This is a genomic window from Fodinibius sp. GM108 (genome assembly GCF_058386985.1).
In genome coordinates this window covers 62,104-79,380 of sequence record NZ_JBYEIR010000007.1, presented here as the reverse complement: position 1 = coordinate 79,380, position 17,277 = coordinate 62,104, and the positions used below count along the sequence as shown (strand labels likewise).

Annotated in this window: 18 protein-coding genes and 1 tRNA gene; 12 read left to right on the top strand and 7 right to left on the bottom strand. The window is 41.3% G+C overall.

Translation table 11 applies throughout. The features are described from left to right. The first annotated feature begins 59 nt into the window (after nt 1–59). Nucleotides 60–132: transfer RNA gene (locus tag ACT3ID_RS13725), tRNA-Pro, on the top strand. A 183-nt stretch (nt 133–315) separates the two neighbouring features. Here the strand turns inward: ACT3ID_RS13725 and ACT3ID_RS13720 are convergent. Both ACT3ID_RS13720 and ACT3ID_RS13715 read right to left on the bottom strand, forming a co-directional pair. Next, nucleotides 316–594: a hypothetical protein gene (locus tag ACT3ID_RS13720; protein WP_491542621.1), complete on the bottom strand. Its 279-nt coding sequence runs from the start codon at nt 592–594 to the stop codon at nt 316–318. Between the two features lie 109 nt (nt 595–703). Further along, nucleotides 704–1,909: a hypothetical protein gene (locus tag ACT3ID_RS13715; RefSeq protein WP_491542620.1), complete on the bottom strand. Its 1,206-nt coding sequence runs from the start codon at nt 1,907–1,909 to the stop codon at nt 704–706. Nucleotides 1,910–2,337: 428 nt separating this feature from the next. On the opposite strand from ACT3ID_RS13715, the gene ACT3ID_RS13710 reads away from it, so the two are divergent. From ACT3ID_RS13710 to ACT3ID_RS13690, 5 genes are all read left to right on the top strand, one after another. Next, nucleotides 2,338–2,628 (top strand): hypothetical protein, encoded by a 291-nt coding sequence (locus ACT3ID_RS13710; protein ID WP_491542619.1) that lies wholly within the window; start codon nt 2,338–2,340, stop codon nt 2,626–2,628. A gap of 144 nt (nt 2,629–2,772) precedes the next feature. Next, nucleotides 2,773–3,375: a hypothetical protein gene (locus ACT3ID_RS13705; RefSeq protein WP_491542618.1), complete on the top strand. Its 603-nt coding sequence runs from the start codon at nt 2,773–2,775 to the stop codon at nt 3,373–3,375. Nucleotides 3,376–3,389: 14 nt separating this feature from the next. Continuing rightward, on the top strand, nt 3,390–3,980 hold the full coding sequence (locus ACT3ID_RS13700) for a hypothetical protein (RefSeq protein ID WP_491542617.1): 591 nt from the start codon (nt 3,390–3,392) through the stop codon (nt 3,978–3,980). Nucleotides 3,981–3,992: 12 nt separating this feature from the next. Continuing rightward, nucleotides 3,993–4,559, top strand: a complete 567-nt coding sequence (locus tag ACT3ID_RS13695; protein ID WP_491542616.1) for a hypothetical protein — start codon at nt 3,993–3,995, stop codon at nt 4,557–4,559. A gap of 78 nt (nt 4,560–4,637) precedes the next feature. Beyond that, on the top strand, nt 4,638–6,401 hold the full coding sequence (locus ACT3ID_RS13690; protein WP_491542615.1) for a recombinase family protein: 1,764 nt from the start codon (nt 4,638–4,640) through the stop codon (nt 6,399–6,401). On the opposite strand, the gene ACT3ID_RS13685 is transcribed toward ACT3ID_RS13690, so the two are convergent. After that, a complete protein-coding gene (locus tag ACT3ID_RS13685; protein WP_491542614.1) occupies nt 6,299–7,159 on the bottom strand; it encodes a YifB family Mg chelatase-like AAA ATPase in 861 nt (286 codons plus the stop codon). The genes ACT3ID_RS13690 and ACT3ID_RS13685 overlap by 103 nt on opposite strands. Nucleotides 7,160–7,261: 102 nt before the next feature. Here ACT3ID_RS13685 and ACT3ID_RS13680 point away from each other — a divergent pair, with 102 nt between their 5' ends. After that, on the top strand, nt 7,262–7,687 hold the full coding sequence (locus ACT3ID_RS13680) for a DUF4342 domain-containing protein (RefSeq protein WP_491542613.1): 426 nt from the start codon (nt 7,262–7,264) through the stop codon (nt 7,685–7,687). Between the two features lie 61 nt (nt 7,688–7,748). Here ACT3ID_RS13680 and trxB read toward each other — a convergent pair whose 3' ends face one another. Further along, nucleotides 7,749–8,744, bottom strand: a complete 996-nt coding sequence (gene trxB / locus ACT3ID_RS13675) for a thioredoxin-disulfide reductase (protein ID WP_491542612.1) — start codon at nt 8,742–8,744, stop codon at nt 7,749–7,751. A gap of 212 nt (nt 8,745–8,956) precedes the next feature. On the opposite strand from trxB, the gene ACT3ID_RS13670 reads away from it, so the two are divergent. From ACT3ID_RS13670 to ACT3ID_RS13660, 3 genes are all read left to right on the top strand, one after another. After that, nucleotides 8,957–10,078 carry a Re/Si-specific NAD(P)(+) transhydrogenase subunit alpha gene (locus ACT3ID_RS13670; protein ID WP_491542834.1) on the top strand — a complete coding sequence of 374 codons (1,122 nt, stop codon included), beginning with the start codon at nt 8,957–8,959 and terminating at the stop codon, nt 10,076–10,078. A gap of 81 nt (nt 10,079–10,159) precedes the next feature. Then, on the top strand, nt 10,160–10,450 hold the full coding sequence (locus ACT3ID_RS13665; protein WP_491542611.1) for an NAD(P) transhydrogenase subunit alpha part 2: 291 nt from the start codon (nt 10,160–10,162) through the stop codon (nt 10,448–10,450). Then, nucleotides 10,447–11,862 carry an NAD(P)(+) transhydrogenase (Re/Si-specific) subunit beta gene (locus ACT3ID_RS13660; protein WP_491542610.1) on the top strand — a complete coding sequence of 472 codons (1,416 nt, stop codon included), beginning with the start codon at nt 10,447–10,449 and terminating at the stop codon, nt 11,860–11,862. The genes ACT3ID_RS13665 and ACT3ID_RS13660 overlap by 4 nt, the downstream gene beginning before the upstream one ends. Before the next feature lie 94 nt (nt 11,863–11,956). Here ACT3ID_RS13660 and ACT3ID_RS13655 read toward each other — a convergent pair whose 3' ends face one another. Continuing rightward, nucleotides 11,957–13,237, bottom strand: coding sequence for a spinster family MFS transporter (locus ACT3ID_RS13655; protein WP_491542609.1), 1,281 nt, complete (start codon nt 13,235–13,237; stop codon nt 11,957–11,959). 140 nt (nt 13,238–13,377) lie between these two features. Here ACT3ID_RS13655 and nth point away from each other — a divergent pair, with 140 nt between their 5' ends. Beyond that, entirely contained in the window at nt 13,378–14,091 is a 714-nt protein-coding gene (nth, locus tag ACT3ID_RS13650) for an endonuclease III (RefSeq protein ID WP_491542608.1), read from the top strand. A gap of 1 nt (nt 14,092) precedes the next feature. Next, nucleotides 14,093–15,349: an AmmeMemoRadiSam system protein B gene (gene amrB / locus ACT3ID_RS13645; RefSeq protein WP_491542607.1), complete on the top strand. Its 1,257-nt coding sequence runs from the start codon at nt 14,093–14,095 to the stop codon at nt 15,347–15,349. A gap of 60 nt (nt 15,350–15,409) precedes the next feature. Here the strand turns inward: amrB and gldC are convergent, their stop codons facing one another. Both gldC and ahcY read right to left on the bottom strand, forming a co-directional pair. Beyond that, nucleotides 15,410–15,748 carry a gliding motility protein GldC gene (gene gldC / locus ACT3ID_RS13640; RefSeq protein WP_491542606.1) on the bottom strand — a complete coding sequence of 113 codons (339 nt, stop codon included), beginning with the start codon at nt 15,746–15,748 and terminating at the stop codon, nt 15,410–15,412. A 214-nt stretch (nt 15,749–15,962) separates the two neighbouring features. Continuing rightward, entirely contained in the window at nt 15,963–17,273 is a 1,311-nt protein-coding gene (gene ahcY, locus ACT3ID_RS13635) for an adenosylhomocysteinase (protein WP_491542605.1), read from the bottom strand. Between the last annotated feature and the right edge of the window lie 4 nt (nt 17,274–17,277).

Here is a 17,277-nt window from a genome sequence, read left to right as displayed (position 1 = left end):
TTATAATGTAGTAAGAAATAAAAAAAGCCATCCAGCGGTAACTGGATGGCTTATCTGAAGGGCCCATAGAGTTAAAGGTTAACTCACTTCATTTGGCATGGAGCGCTCCGGGTTCGAATCCCGGTGGGTCCACTTCAGTTTTTTAAATATTCTAGTTTACATCTGTGATTCACAAGTGTGAACTAGTTATAACTAATTATAACTCTTACTAGGCTTATCTCCAAAAGCTTAAGATCCTAGGGCTGGTTCAGGTGGTTTAGTATTAGGTTTTAAGTTCAAGGATTCTATCCCCCTCTAATAGCCAATCCTTGGATATCAATTCTCATTCACAAATACAAAAGTCTCATTCCTTCTAACACAATCAAGCCAAACCTCTTCAGCTGTCCATCCAATATAGTTAGCAGCTTCTTGTTCAGACTCAAAGGTTAGATAATCATCTCTTGGAGGATAGCTATCTTTTACCCAGAGTGGTCTTGTTGTAGTTACTGGACTTGGATCGGATACCCAAACAGGTTCTTGTTCAGGTTCATTTTTAGATGAATAATCGATGCTTTCCAGCTTCTTTTTTAACGTCTCAATGTCAAGTTTTCCCATAATTTTACTCTTGATTTGTAATTTTAATATCCCTTGAAATCGCCGTTTAAACGTTATAAACACAACCCTTGTACATAAAATAATAGTAAAGGTAAAATGAAATGATATTTTAAATTGATTTAAATTTTATATTGTAGCGCATTTTTAATTGTTCATCCAATTCACCTTTCATTATCTCAAGTATCTCATCCTTATTCTCTTCAGTAGTTAAAATTCCATCATGTTTACTGAAGGCTACCAATTCCCTATCACAAATTTCTTTATAAATTCCATCAATGAAGATTGAAGACTCTTTCTTCTGAAGGTTAATTGGTAATAGGTTGTGGTATTTCAATTCTTGTTTTTCATATTCAGTGTGTTGTAACAGTTCAGGATATAAATCCAATACTACCTTAACTGTTTTCCTGATTTTAGCTCTCGTTATATTCTTTCCATATACAACACCAAATAATTGTCCTTTTATAAAATCTCTATCAACTTTGTTTGAAAACCGGCTATTATATTCACTGACAATATTATCGTAAAAGCTTCCTTCCTCTACATCTTGTACAAACTTATCCGTCTTTTTAAAGTCACCTTTCTTTAATCCTTCATCAGCTATCAATAACGGTTGAGAACAGGATAAATCTAACTCAACTAAATTTTTGTCTTTATGGGTTATATACTTCAGTAAATAAGAAGGGAAGAAAGCTAAACTACTATTCAGTCTATCATTCGTAGTTGATCTGGATACAAAAAACTTCTTATCTCGAATGTCAGCTATCTTTCTTTGATGTGACTCAAAACCGTCTTTCAATGGTGGAGTTAATATTTCCTTCTTAGCACCTAAGTAATCAATCTTCAGATCCTTAATAAGTTCTTTTGTATATGAAGAAGTGTAGTCTTGGTACTGATGATCTTTCGTGTCGTAGAATTTAGGCTCTATTACTTGATCGTCTTCTATCAAATCAACTTCCTGACCGCTCTTTAGCCTATTCAGCTTATATACCATTTTTACTCTTATCTCTTTCTGCATTGGTTCTAACATCAATGGAACTCTATAAGCTTTACAAAATCTTCCTGATGAATAAGAAGTATTGGTTAATAATCCTGCTTTTTTCAGTGGCTTTACTATTCGTTCTTTGTATTTAGAGCCACCGAAATTCATTAACGTACGAGAAGGGATTCCGACATAACCATTCACTACATCATCAGAATAAGCAAGTTGCTTAGAATAGTGCTCTAAAAATTGAAGTATACGGTAGGTCTGAGAAGTTGAATTTGATAACTCCTGAACTTTATCAAATAGATTTTGTGGTAATGTGAATGATTCCATTTGTCTCTCAGAAAATAAAAAAGGTCTATCAGATCAACCACCACCGCCAAGTAATGTGATCCAATAGACCTTTTAATAACAAATCTCTTTCTGGCGGTGGTGGGATCGTTCTGTTAATAAGTATGAATCAGTAACAGAAACAGGGTTAATATTTGAATATATAGATACAAAATCTGAATCACAGCGATCAATTCTCTGTATATACTCTCATTTGTATATTTTTTTGTATCTGATTTTATATCTGACAGTATATTTTTCCTATAACATTTTATTTTATTTTTTGTAAAAATCAGCGTTTAAATCAATCTGAGCATGTTGTTACCTATACTTTAAAGTCAGCTATAATATTTTGAGGGCACTTTTCAAGCTTCTTATCTTGTAAGTAGTACTTACAAATACACTTAACAAAATTAAAAAATACCCACATTATGCCTAATAACACTTATTATTTCATAACTCGTAGTAAGCAAGACAGAAGCCAACTAGGTCTCGATATAAAAAAAATTGAGAGCAATTTAGATTTTGTAGATATCAAAAAAATTGAAACCCTGGAAGATGATTATAAACCGGAACTGGAAGTAGATGAGGTTTTTAAAGGTTTCGAAGCAGCAAGAAAACATCTAATTGATGCACTGAAATTTAAGAAAGCTGATATAGCACAACGTATTCAAAGTGTAGAAAAGATGAACGAATCTGAACTTAATGCTGAAGAACTTTAATTCAAGCAAACGAGCGGCTCAGCTTAGTCGCTTGGACAGTGCTTGGATAGTGGGTCGGCCGGTTACATGCTCCTAAGAGTTGGAGGTGATAACAAGGCCGGCTCACATCTTTTTATACTTTTACTTACTTCAAAATTGATTTCCATGTTTGAATTCAGAGTAAACTACTACCAACAAAAGCTTGAAAATCAACCTATAAAACATCTACACAAAGTAGGAAAACAAGTTGATGAGGTTATAAAAAATCATCCTGATGTCAGAGATTTGAAGTGGTATGACGGAGATTACTTACAAGATACAATAGAAGATGATTTATCTGATGATGATTGGATGGATAAATGGCATTCTACAGATTTAGGATCCATTTCAGAAAATAGACATGACAAATCATTAGATGAACAAAGACTTTTAAATAATGGGACTGAAGTAGTTGAGGCAACATCACATGATCCGGATTATTACAAAGGTACTACTCCAATTGAGTTTACATATCGTGGTTTTTTAATATCTAAAACTGATGACCATAATTGGTTATATAGCAGCAAAGAAATAGAGAAGTGTGCTGCTAAACTTTCTTTACAGCTTTGGATATTTGAAGAACTAGAAAATGTGTTTACGTTACGTCTTAAAACTCAACCAAACTGGATTACTTTAGTTGTCGAAAAAATAGATCATCATAAAAATGCTTTCGAAATAACTGAGAAAGCATTTAATAATTTTAGTGCAAAAGATTTTCCATTCTATTAAATCCAATTTTCAACATGAATATCAGTTTTAATGCAAAAAACTATCAATTTCTGATTCAGAAGGAACCTGTAAAATATCTTTATAAAGTAGGTAAGCGAGTCGAGAAATATTTTAATGACATTTTCAGCGTAGAAAAAGTCTGGTGGTATAGTGGTTCTGATATAAATGAATTGTGTGTAGACAACGCACCTACGGCTCCAAAGGATAAGTGGCTTGAGACAGATTTAGGTTCAGTTTCATATAATGCATACACGATACAAAAAAACACTAAAAAATTTGATCCTTCTGACCATGATTTTGGTATATCAGTATACAGTGATCAACTAGCTGATAGTTTATCAAAAGACCCAAAGAGATATTACGGCAACGTTTTAAAGCATTATCAATATCATGGATTTGTAGTTTCAAAAAATTCAGATCAGAATAGTTTATTTTCTCAAGAAGGCAAACCAAAGTGTGCTCTTAAAATAGATCTTAGTTTGTTTAAAGTTGGTAAAATGGAGCATAAATTGTGGTTAGATACCTCAGGCAAAATAGACATTTCAAGATTTGTAGATAATCATAACCAGTTGAAAGATATAATTAAAGAACATTGTTTTTTATAAATTCGATGTGATATGAATGACAAACATCACTACGTATTTAAAGTAGAAGATCCTGATAGCGGAGAGTATTATATCGGTTCACGAACTTGTGAATGTGATCCAAAAGAAGATAAAGATCACTACGGTTGGCATAATAAATGGGTTAAAGAAAACGAACCAAATTTAGATAAAACGATTATTGAGATTGGTTTTGAGTCAGCACAGGACGCAATACTTTATAAAATTGATTTGCTTGAAGAATGTATAGATGAGGAATTAAACCAAAACGAAGCAGTTCTACGTGAAGGTTTTCATAATGAAGGATTAGTTAGTGTAAAAGATCCTAAGACTGGTGAGACTAAAAGTGTTAAAATAGATGATCCAAAGTATGTGTCAGGTGAATATGTGCCAGCAATGCAAGGTACCAAAAAGAGGGATACTGCTGATATACGAAAAGTTAGACACATTGAATCGGGAAAAATATATGACTCGTTGTCATTAGCTGCTGAGGATTATGACGCTGACGCAAGTTATATATGGAAGCATTGTTCTGGGTGGTACAAAAAACCAAAATTCGAATACGTGGATTCTGATAAATGAAGGAGGGGGGGGTTATTTGATAGGTGGTAGAAATTTCGTTACCGTCAATTAACGAATTGTTAACCAAATTCTGCCATAATGAGCTATTCCAACGAAACTTTATACGCCTACCTAAGAGTCTCTACAGAAAAGCAATCCGATGAAGGTAATTCTCTGCAATTCCAGAAAAAGAAAGCTGAGAAGATAGCCGACCGTAAAGGATTCAAAGACGTAAAAATATTCAACGAAGGTGCTATCTCAGGTACAACTGAACCGATGGAAAGAGAAGCTTTTCCTAAGCTTCATCGGGAGATAACAAACGGAAATTGTAAGCACCTGTTTGTATACGAGTATTCCCGACTATCTCGTAAGTCATTTTGGAGTGAATGGCTGAGAAGAGAGTTTGTCGAAAATGATGTAAAACTTTGGATCGGAGATAAAGGAGAGCCTAAAGACCTATCTGATCCAATGGATCAACTCATATCAGGTATCCTTAATAAAGTGTATGAGTTTGAGAGAAATAATATGGCTAAAAGGATCAAGTCTGGACTCGAAGAATCCTATGAAAAAGGAAAGTGGCAAGGTGCTCAAGTTCCGTACGGTTATAAAAGAGACGAAGACGGACTAGTGATCATTGATAAAGAACAAGCTGAGATATATAAGCAGATGGTCAATATGGTCCACAAAGGTAAGTCAATCAGAGATATTGCAAACTGGTTAAATGATAATAACATACCAACAAACTCAGCGAAAACAGTTGACAAAGGATACATTGAGTATGACAGAGACAACGGGACTCAGAAAGTTGATACTGATGAAATGGTGTGGAGAGATAATGTAGTCAGAAGAATCTTAGAGTCTGAACTACGAAAAGGAGTCCGGAAAACAGGAGGTAAAGTTTACGATTTTCCAGCTATCATTTCTGAGCAACAGTGGGATCGTCTTCAACAAAGAATGGAGGACAATAAACGATTCCATCATAAAGGTAACAGAACCAAACACTTCTATCTTTTGAAGGGACTACTGTACTGTAAAAGACATGAGGAATATGATGCTAAATTGTTAGGCAAAATTAAGTCAGACCAACGGTCTTATTATTGCACTCGAAAGAGAAAAGCTATCAGACACAAAAATGAACCTCCTTGTCCTTTACCCTCTCCGAATCTTGATAAGATGAATAAATTCGTTTGGGAAACTTTCTTGGAGATATTCAGCAACTCTTACCTGGTATATAAAAAGTTCAAACAGAAAGTACTTGAAGAAAACGAGTCAGTATCTGATAAGGAGAAGTTACAGTCCCAGATTTCAAACCTACGAAATGAGCTTAATGTACTCGAAAATAAGAAACAGAAATTGTTGGATTTGTACTTAGATGATGCTTTAGAGAAAGATGAGTTTAAAAGTAAGAAGCAGTCACTGACAAGTGAAATACAGGAGAAGTCAGGCAAAATCAAAAGACTCAAATCATACCTCTCTTTAGTTGATGAAGAACAAGAAACTATCAACTGGATAGAGGAATTTGTTAAAGAAGTTAAAAGATGGCAATCTGGTGAAATCTCTGAGGAGAGAAAAAGAGACCTGTTAAGACAACATATTGATAAAATAATGGTCGACTATGATGAGAACGAAGAACACTACATTATAGATTTCCATTTTAGGTATCCGATTATTGGTGATGAAGCTGACATAGATCCCTTCACAGGAGACTTTGATCCAGAAAAAGGTGATTCACATAAAAGAGTTGAAATAGATGATACCACCTATGAACAGACCGCCACATCAGACACAGTATGGTGCGGCGATCGAAACGGGCGCTGCGTAACCAGGGCCTCCCCTCCGGGTAACAACCCCGCTACTGAATGAATCTTTGTTGTTTCCAGCGCCTCATCAAGAGTAAGCGGTGGTAATATTGTAGGTAGCCGCCGGGCCATCATTGTTTTCCCCGATCCCGGAGGCCCCACCATGATGACATTATGGCCACCAGCAGCTGCCACTTCTAATGCACGCTTTACATTTTCCTGTCCACGCACATCACTGAAATCAAGGATCTCCCCCTCTCCATTTTTCCTGAACATCTCTTTTACGTCCACATTAAGGGGGTGCATAGATTGTCCATCTCTAAGCCAATCCATAACTTCTGTAAGATGTTCAAAAGCATAGACATCAATTCCATCAACAACGGCCGCTTCGGGACCATTTTCGGCGGGCACGACCATATTTTCTAATCCCTTATCCCGAGCCTGTACTGCCATCGGCAACACACCTTTGACAGAACGCAATCTTCCATCCAGCCCCAGTTCTCCGAGAATAAGTGTATTCTCTAATTTATCAGTCTTTATTTGTCCGGATACATTTAGCAGTGTCACTGCTATAGGCAGATCAAAAGCACTGCCTTCTTTGGGCAGATCGGCCGGTGCCAAATTCACCGTTTTTCTTCCCTTGGGAAACTCCGCATTGGAATTTTTCAGCGCAGCTTCGATCCGATCCCTCGATTCGCTGACGGCCCTGTCGGGTAATCCCACTAAAAAATACTTGGGCACACCGTGAGACATATTCGTTTCTATTTCGATAAGACGAGCATCTACCCCGATGGTAGAAGCACAGTAAACACGTGATAACATAAATGCTCCTTGTGAATCATTTTTTGTTCCTTTACGTAGTAAGACCTTAGAACTGACGATTCCTTACAGTTTCGAAGAAAAAAATTGCTAAAAGGAGCTATTATGAACACATCAAACTCACGAAAAACCTTTACAGAAGAACTGAAAGGCACTTCCTCAGAAATCATAAATCAGGTAAAAAAACTAGTACGAGAAGGAAATGCACGACGAATAGTCATTAAGAATAAAGACGGCAAAACACTGTTCCAGTCCCAGTTGACCGTAGGAGTAGGCGGAGCAGCATTTTTCACAGCCATCGCTCCCGTAATTTCTGCCATCAGCATGTTTGTTCTGTTTATGAATGATGTAAAGGTGATTGTGGAACGCTATCCCGAAGAAGAGCCAAAAAATGACGAATATGAAGTAGAAGCGGATTTCATTGAAATTCGGGATGAGGAAGATCTTGAAGATGAGGAGACCTCTGAAGAAAAGGACAAAACCACATCAGAAGGTAAAACTGATAAAACGGTTGGGAGAGATGATGGGTAATGCGTAACACGTAATGCGTGAAACTTTAATCGTTCCGCATTACGCATCACGCATCAAGAAATCATTTCCAGTGCTCTTCAGCGATGGCTTCTTCGCTCACCTCTTCTTTTTCAATATCGGCTTTGGCCAGGTAACGTTCGGCATCAAGAGCCGCTTTACACCCTGTACCTGCCGCTGTTACGGCCTGGCGATAAACGGCGTCCATCGCATCACCGGAAGCAAAAATACCGGGCATATCGGTCCTTGTTGACTGACCTTTCGTTTGGATATATCCGACCTCATCCATCTCTAATACACCTTTGAAAAGATCGGTGTTGGGCTTGTGCCCAATAGCGATAAATACACCTTTGACATCATCAAGAGTCGTCTCTTCACCAGTTTCGTTATTAAAAACGGTTACTCCATCCACAGCATCATCACCGTGAACTTCTTTAAGTTCGGTATCCCACATGAACTCAATTTTGTCATCATTAAATGCCCGCTGCTGCATCGCTTTTGAAGCCCGCAACTCCTGGCGTCGGTGAAGTACAGTTACCTTGCTGGCAAATTTTGTGAGGAAAGTTGCTTCTTCCATGGCCGTATCGCCGCCTCCTACAACGATTACATGCTCATCGCGAAAAAATGCCCCATCACAGGTAGCGCACGCAGATACGCCTTTCCCACGCAGCCTTTGTTCACTATCAAGACCAAGCCATTTGGCTGATGCACCGGTAGAAACAATTATGGCTTTAGCACGAATTTCAACTTCCTCATCGATAGTCATTTTGTAGGGACGTTCATCAAACTTGATATTGGTCACCATGGCATATCGTGTATCAGCTCCAAAACGCTGTGCCTGTTGTCGGAAGTCCTGCATCATTTGTGGTCCCATTACACCTTCGGGATAGCCGGGATAATTTTCTACATCCGTGGTTTGCATTAACTGCCCACCCGGTTCGGGCCCTTCAAAGACAATAGGATTCAAATCAGCTCTTGCGGCATACAATGCGGCCGTTAATCCTGCGGGACCACTTCCCACAATGACAACATCAAATGTTTTTCCTGCGATATCTTCCATGATTGTTCAAATATATTTGTTTACTTCAATTTCATCATAATGTACAAAATTAAGACGTAATGATTGAGTCAATATTTCCTATACCATCGATAGGATTCATCGATTAACAAGCCGGTACTATTTAACAGATTTAAAGTTTAAGAATTTCATATTTGTAATCATATCAGTTTTCAATATGTTATGATTTAACTTTAACGATGTCGGGGCTTATTGTGATTGTTGCTATACCAAAAGAAACGGCTGATCGGGAGAAACGGGTATCTTTAATTCCCGAAACTGTTAAGAAGCTTATTGATGAGGGTCTTGAAGTTTGGATTCAATCTGACGCCGGTCGGGCTTCCAGTTATCTCGATACTTCTTATAAAGATGCCGGAGCAGAAGTACTATCAGAGCGGGATAAACTCTTCAGCGAATCCGACATTGTTATCAGCATCCAAACACCTCCCGAAGATGATTTAAACCATATGAAAGAAGGCTCCATTTTGATCTGCTTTCTGTGGGCCCTGCAAAACGAGGAAACGGTTGAACTGCTCAAGCAAAATAAAATCACTGCTCTTGGTATGGATGCCATTCCCCGCATATCTCGTGCGCAGAGCATGGATGCTCTTTCGTCAATGAGCTCGATAGCTGGATATAAATCCGCACTCATGGCAGCCAATGAGCTTGATCGCTATCTGCCGATGATGATGACGGCGGCGGGGACAGTAGCACCGGCTAAAGTGTTGGTACTTGGCGCCGGCGTTGCAGGCCTGCAGGCTATCGCTACCGCAAAAAGGTTGGGAGCTGTCGTTGAAGCATTTGATATTCGTCCCGCTGTTAAAGAACAGGTCGAAAGTCTGGGTGCTGCTTTTATAGAAGTTCCAGACCTTGATGAAGAATCGGAAACCGAAGGCGGCTATGCTAAAGAATTGGCCGAGGATGAAAAGGAGCGGCAGCGACAAGTGATTCATGAGCACGCAAAAAAATCTGATATCATTATCACTACGGCGCTGATTCCCGGGAAGCCTGCGCCGCTGCTTATTACGAAACAGATGGTTTTAGATATGCACCCCGGGGCTGTCATTGTGGATTTGGCAGCCGAACAGGGCGGAAATTGTGAACTTACGCAGCCGGGTGAAACGACTGTTAAAAATGAAGTGAAAATTCTGGGTCCGCTCAATATTCCCAGCATGTTGGCGTATCATGCCAGTCAGCTGTATTCCAAAAATATGCTGGCCCTGTTAAAACATCTGATCAAAGACGGTAAACCGGAATTCAATTTTGAGGATGAAATCACACTAAATACAACAATCACACATCAGGGCGAAATAATCAGCCCAATGCTGAAAGAATAATAGAACCGCAGATAATCAACAAGGAATATTGAATTTCGAAATTCTTTATTTCTTGTTCGATATTCATAATTCAAACATACTATGTCTGGACTTATATTTAACCTTTTCATTTTTGTGCTTGCCTCATTTGTAGGTTTTGAACTCATTTCAAAGGTCCCGCCTACGCTGCACACTCCGTTGATGTCAGGTGCCAACGCAATCTCTGGTATCACCATTCTGGGTGCTCTTGTCGTTGCGGGACAGGTGGACAGCCAGGTTGCCCAGTACATCGGCTTTGCGGCCATTGTCTTTGCCACGATCAATGTAGTAGGCGGATTCCTGGTAACCGACCGTATGCTGGAAATGTTCAAGAAAAAAGATAAGCAACAATGAGTGACCTCCTGCCTCCTTCTGTACAAGCTTTTCTGCCCGATATTATTCAGCTGATCTATCTTGTAGCTACCGGTATTTTTATTATCGGGATTAAACGTCTCGGCTCTCCGGCCACTGCACGTTCGGGAAATCAACTCGCTGCTTTGGGTATGTTTATTGGCGTTGTCGTTACGCTTTTTGATCAGCAAATTATCAGCTATGATTTTATTATTGCCGGCATAGTCGTGGGAGCTGCCATCGGCGCCACGGCAGCCAAGAAGGTCGAAATGACGGCCATGCCCGAAATGGTTGCTATCTTCAATGGATTCGGTGGCGGCGCCTCGGCACTTGTAGCCTGGGGTGAATTCTCCCGCTTTGAAGCAACTGTTTTAGCTACGCAGGACCTGGTGACGATCGGACTAAGTATCCTTATCGGTTCTATTACCTTTACCGGCAGTTTTATCGCATTTGGCAAGCTACAAGGATTTATCAGTGGGAATCCGATTACGTTTCGGGGACACAACATTTTTAATGGCCTGCTGACGATCGGCACGCTGATTCTAGTCGGCTGGCTTACCTATGATCCCGAAAGTCAGCTCATTTTCTGGCTATTATTTGGAATTGCATTACTGCTCGGGATCTTAACCGTTATCCCTATTGGCGGAGCAGATATGCCAGTAGTGATATCCCTGCTGAACTCCTATTCCGGTATTGCTGCTTCAATGGCCGGATTTGTAATCAATAATAATCTGCTCATTATCAGTGGTGCTCTTGTTGGAGCAGCGGGGCTCATCCTCACAAATATTATGTGTAAAGCAATGAATCGAACGCTTGGCAATGTGTTATTCGGTGCATTCGGCGGTGGTGGAGCAGGTGCCGGTGCAGCGACTGATACAGATAAAACCGTCCGCGAAACTACGCCCGACGATGTGGCCCTGCAGTGCGCTTACGCCACAAAAGTGGTGATCGTGCCCGGATATGGACTTGCTGTCGCCCAGGCCCAACACGTACTCAAAGAAGTCGCCGACAAGCTCGAAAAACGTGGCGTGGAAGTAAAATATGGCATACATCCCGTTGCGGGACGCATGCCCGGACACATGAACGTATTGTTGGCAGAGGCGGATGTGCCTTACGATCAGCTGTATGATATGGAACAGATCAATCCCGAATTTAAGTCGACCGATGTAGTCCTGATTATTGGAGCAAATGACGTCGTCAATCCTGTAGCAAAAACGGAACCGGGCAGCCCTATTTACGGCATGCCCGTGATGAATGTGGATGAGGCTGATCGAACCATTATTTTTAAGCGCAGCTTGAGTCCCGGATTTGCAGGTATCGACAATCCGCTTTTTTACAAAGAAACCAACCAGATGTTCTTCGGGGATGCCAAGGAATCTTTGCAGGCACTCGGCCAGGCTCTCAACGAAGTTTAGTGGCAGGATGCAGGTATCAGGATGCAAGTTTCAAGATGTGGATCCAACGAATTCTGAATTCTGAATCCAGAATTCTATACTTTCATCTAGTAACTTACTCAACCTCTTCATCCTGCTCGTAACTCTGCATCGCTTTCCAAAAGCAGAGGCTTCCAAGCACTCCACAGCATGTAAAGACCAATATCAGTGCTTTGGCAGGTCCATAATTACCAGTAAAAAATGTATCGATAAGCCAGCCGGTGAGCGGCGGACCGATACCAAATCCCACCACGCTGATTACAAATAAGTATAATCCACCTGCCAGTGCCCGCATATCAGGCTTTACCAGGTACTGCAGAATGGCTGCAGCAACTCCGTTGTAGGATGATGAAATCACATTCGCCAGTCCGATCAAAATAAGAGCCGTTGTAGCCGTTTCGGCAAACAATCCAAAATAATACAATGGCAAGCATAGCAAGCCAGCTACCATACCCATCATAAAACGGCAGGAAGCATCAAACTTATTAGCCAGCCAGTCTGCCGCCTTGCCCGAAGCTATTACGCTGAGTCCTGTTGCCATCATGAACCAGCCATAGTGCGGTATCAAAGAACCCGCACTGTGGATATCGGTGAGGACAATCCCGATAAAGCCGAGAATGGTATAGCCGGTAAAGGCAAGAAATGAAAATCCCAAAAAATGGTAGCGTACTGTTTTTTTGCGGATGATATACAAGACGACTTCATAAAAGCTCCACTCGGTGCCATACCGCTGCTTGTTTTGTGATTGGGTGATTCCGCGCGGCAACTCTTTAATCACAAACCAGGCTACTGCGGCAATCAGTAATCCGGGAGCTCCTACTGCCATGAGCGAAGTACGCCAGTCATATGCCTGGGCAATGGAGCCACCAACTAAAAATGAGACGCCAATCCCGAGGAAAATACCGGAGGCATAAATTGAAAAGACAGTACCACGCTGTTCCGGCTTGAAATAATCTGACAACAGCGAATATACTGCCGGACTCAGTGCTGATTCACTGACCCCGACAAAAAAACGAGCTACAATGAGAAACATGAGTGAAGTCGCAAAACCACTAATGACCGTCATCAGACTCCAGACTACAAGCCCGGCAACGATCATCAGCTTGCGGGAATAGATATCGGCCAGCCGTCCCATTGGTATGCCGCAGATAGCATAAATAAAAGAGAAAGCAGTACCATAGAGAATTCCCACCTGGAAATTACTGAGTGAGAGTTCCTGCTGAATGTTCGGCGCCAACACCGCTATGATCTGCCGGTCGACAAAGCTGGATATATATATTAGTGTCAGCAATCCCAGCACCAGCCAGGCATACGGGCTGGAAACCAGTTTTTTAGCTTCCTTTCTGGGTAGAGACATTCCAATTGTTTTCGTTTATTTAAGTGGCTAAAGGTAGGGGAAATTTTTCGATCATTTCCACCCAGAAAAAAGCAAAAGCTACAGTGTCATCAGATTTAGTCAGATGACATGAGAGGTGCAATTAGATACTTATTTTAAAGATGACAAAAACAAAGCAGTACGACGATCTCCCAAAACTTCCCGAAAAAACAGAAAAAGAAAAGCAGCGGGCACGGAAAATTCTCGATGCGCTGTATGAACACTATCCTAATCCGCATTGTGCGCTAAATTATCGCAATCCCTTTGAACTGCTCTGTGCCACTATACTAAGCGCACAATGCACCGATGTTCGGGTTAACAAGACAACCCCGGATCTTTTTGAGACATATCCAACTCCAGAAGCTATGGCCGAAGCACCTCTTCAAGAGCTGGAAGAGCTTGTACGCTCTACCGGATTTTATCGCAATAAAGCCAAGGCGCTGAAACGTTCGGCACAGGCAATCGTGGAAGAGCATGATGGAGAAGTGCCACAAAATATTGATGATCTGCTGGAGTTCTACGGCGTGGCCCGTAAAACAGCAAACGTAGTACTCGGTAATGCTTTTGGTATCAATGTAGGCGTAGTAGTAGATACGCACGTACGCCGGTTTGCCAATCGATATGGGCTAACTGAACACGAAAAAAACACCGATAAGATTGAGCGCGATTTAATGGCGCTTTTCCCGCGGGAACACTGGACCAACCTTTCGCATTTGATAATTCATCATGGACGCAAAGCCTGTAAATCACGAATCTCCGAACCACCGGACCATCCGGTTTGCAAAAAATATGGTGTTGAGTGCAAGTGTCAACAAATGAGAGAAGCAGCAGAATAAGATGAGCGAGAAAAAATTATTTAACTCTATTACGAATCCCATCCCCGCGTTGCGCCGGGATCTGCAGATCATCCCTATACAAGAAAATGGAGATTCATACCTCTACTTTCACGATGAAAGAGGGTATGTGACCTCTGAACTTGCGCTTCGTCGTGATGTAGAGCAACTGCTTTCGCTGTTTGACGGACAAAAAAGCATCAGTGATTTAAAACCGCACCTGGGAGAAAATGTAAGTGAGGAAGAACTGCTGGAGTTTATCCAGTTTTTGGATAAACACCGATTACTTTCATCGGATTATTTCAGAAATCATGCACGAAAAATTGAAGAAGGATATGAAGACTCTTCAGTGCATAAATCTGTGACCGCCGGCAGTTCTTATCCCGCTGATCCGGAAGAGCTCAAACAGTATTTGGATAATGCTTTTGCGGATTACGAAACCAATAATGCAGTGGATATCGACAACGCGAAAGCACTTTACGCTCCGCATATTGATCCGCGAGTTGCGCTGGAAAGTTATGTTAAAGCATTTGCTCCTATCAGAGATCTAAAGCCCAAACGAGTAGTTATTTTGGCGACTTCTCATTACGCAGGGCTGTATCCCGATATTTATAAGAATTCTCCATTTGGACTGGTAAATAAAGACTTTGAGATTCCACTGGGGACGATAAAGCGGGACCAGAAAACAATTCAGGAATTAGCAAACATTGACGGCGAAAATGGCATTACTCTACAGGATCGCGCTCATCGCATGGAACACAGTATCGAACTGCACCTGCTTTTCCTGAGCTATCTGTGGGATCATGACTTTAAAATCGTGCCGTTTATTATGCGTGGATTTGATGATCTCTATTACATGGAGGATGGTCACCTTGGACAACAGCTAACAAATTTTTCCAAACTATTGCGGTATAAATTTGGCGATGATGAAGAGACGTTCTTTTTAATAAGCGGCGACTTAGCTCACTTTGGAAAAAAATTTGGGGATGATATCGCAGCATCTTCCATGTTTGACGAAGTCGAATCTTTCGACCGCAACTTCCTGAAGTTTGGTTCCACAAACGATCAGCAGGCTATGTTGAGTTTGATGAAAAAAAAGATGGATGCCTATCGCATTTGTGGCTTTCCTCCTCTTTACACCTTCCTGAAGACTTTGCCAGATTTAAAAGGAGAATTATTAAGTTACGATCTTTGGGATCAACGTGAACGAGACAGCGCCGTAACCTTCGGCTCTATCTTGTATAGAAAAGAGAACCGTTGAATATCGAACAAGGAATCTTGAATTTCGAAATTCTTAATTCCTTGTTCATTATTCGGTATTCTATTGTTCAAGAATCTCCATTTTGTCGGCGAAGTAGGAGGTAAAGTCGCGCATATCTTCTGCCATGCCTTCTTCTTCGGTCGCATTTTCCAGCGTATCGGCCATGGTAACCAGCGTCTGATGAAAGAAAATTTTCATCTCATCTTTGGTCATCTCCTTAGTCCAGAGATCCAGGCGCAGTGTATCTTGCCGCTCGGGATCCCACATTGATAAGAACATGGCCTTGCAGTTCGAAATGCCTTCGCCCTCTTTATCGGTAGCATTCCAGTCGATTTTTTCGGGCACGTTATTATCGTCAAGTTCTACGGTAATGCTGATTTCTTTCTTATTGTCAGACATATTTCCTAAAAAATTCATTTTTTACCACTAAGAAAACTAAGCATAATATTCTCGTTCCGATGCTATGCGTCGGAACGTATAGATCGCAACGCAGAGCATTGCGATCAGACTATTTGCTTTCCTAATGATTTTATTCAGTGGAAGAAAAATAAAATTAAAGCCCCACCCACCACTAGGATGAATGAGGCCCAAAATTACAACCTATCCTCAATAATTAATAGCGATAGTGATCAGGCTTATACGGACCGCCTTGAGGGACGCCGATATATTCAGCCTGATCTTCAGTTAGCTCATCGAGCTCTACGCCAATCTTCTTGAGATGGAGACGAGCCACTTTTTCATCAAGATCTTTGGGCAGCACGCTTACCTCCAGATCAAAATCCTCCGGACGATTCCAGAGTGCAATCTGTGCCAGGGTTTGGTTGGTAAAGCTGTTTGACATCACAAAAGAAGGATGTCCCGTTGCATTACCGAGATTCATCAGACGTCCTTCAGAGAGCAGGATGATCTCATTGCCATTCTCAAGCTTAAAAAGATCAACTTGAGGCTTCAAATTCTCTTTTTCCGCATTCGTTTTCAACCAGCCAACATCAATCTCATTATCAAAGTGGCCAATGTTACCGACGATCGTCTTGTCTTTCATCTTCTTAAAGTGACGCTCGGTAATAATGTCCTTGTTTCCGGTAGCTGTAACCACAATATCAGCTTCTTCAACGGCGTCATCCATCTTCTTCACTTCATAACCATCCATCGCGGCTTGAAGGGCGCAGATTGGATCAATTTCAGTAACAATAACACGAGCACCACCACCCCGAAGCGAGGCAGCTGATCCTTTTCCTACATCACCGTAACCGGCCACAACAGCAACTTTGCCAGCCAGCATAATATCAGTAGCACGTTTTACCGCATCCACACATGACTCGCGACAGCCGTACTTGTTGTCAAACTTCGACTTCGTAACCGAGTCGTTCACGTTGATTGCAGGAGCACCAAGCGTGCCCTCTTTTGCCATCTTGTAGAGGCGATTTACGCCCGTGGTGGTTTCTTCAGAAATACCGTTAATGCCATCGAGCAGCTCAGGGTATTCCTCATGAACCAATTTTGTCAGATCACCGCCGTCATCCAGAATCATATTCAGCGGCTTACCATCTTCAAAAAAGAGTGTCTGCTCGATACACCACCAAAATTCTTCTTCATTCATTCCTTTCCAGGCGTATACCGGCACACCTCGATCCGCCATAGCAGCTGCAGCGTGATCTTGTGTTGAGAAAATGTTGCACGAAGACCACTGAACTTCAGCGCCCAGCTCGATCAATGTTTCAATTAATACAGCTGTTTGAACCGTCATATGCAGGCAGCCTGCTATGCGAGCTCCCTTCAACGGTTGCTCATTCGCATACTCTTCGCGAAGCGCCATCAAACCTGGCATTTCTGCCTCCGCCAAACGAATCTCTTTGCGGCCAAATTCGGCCAATCCAATATCTTTTACCTTATATGGAAGTTTCTCTTTTACTTCTTTTGCCATGGAT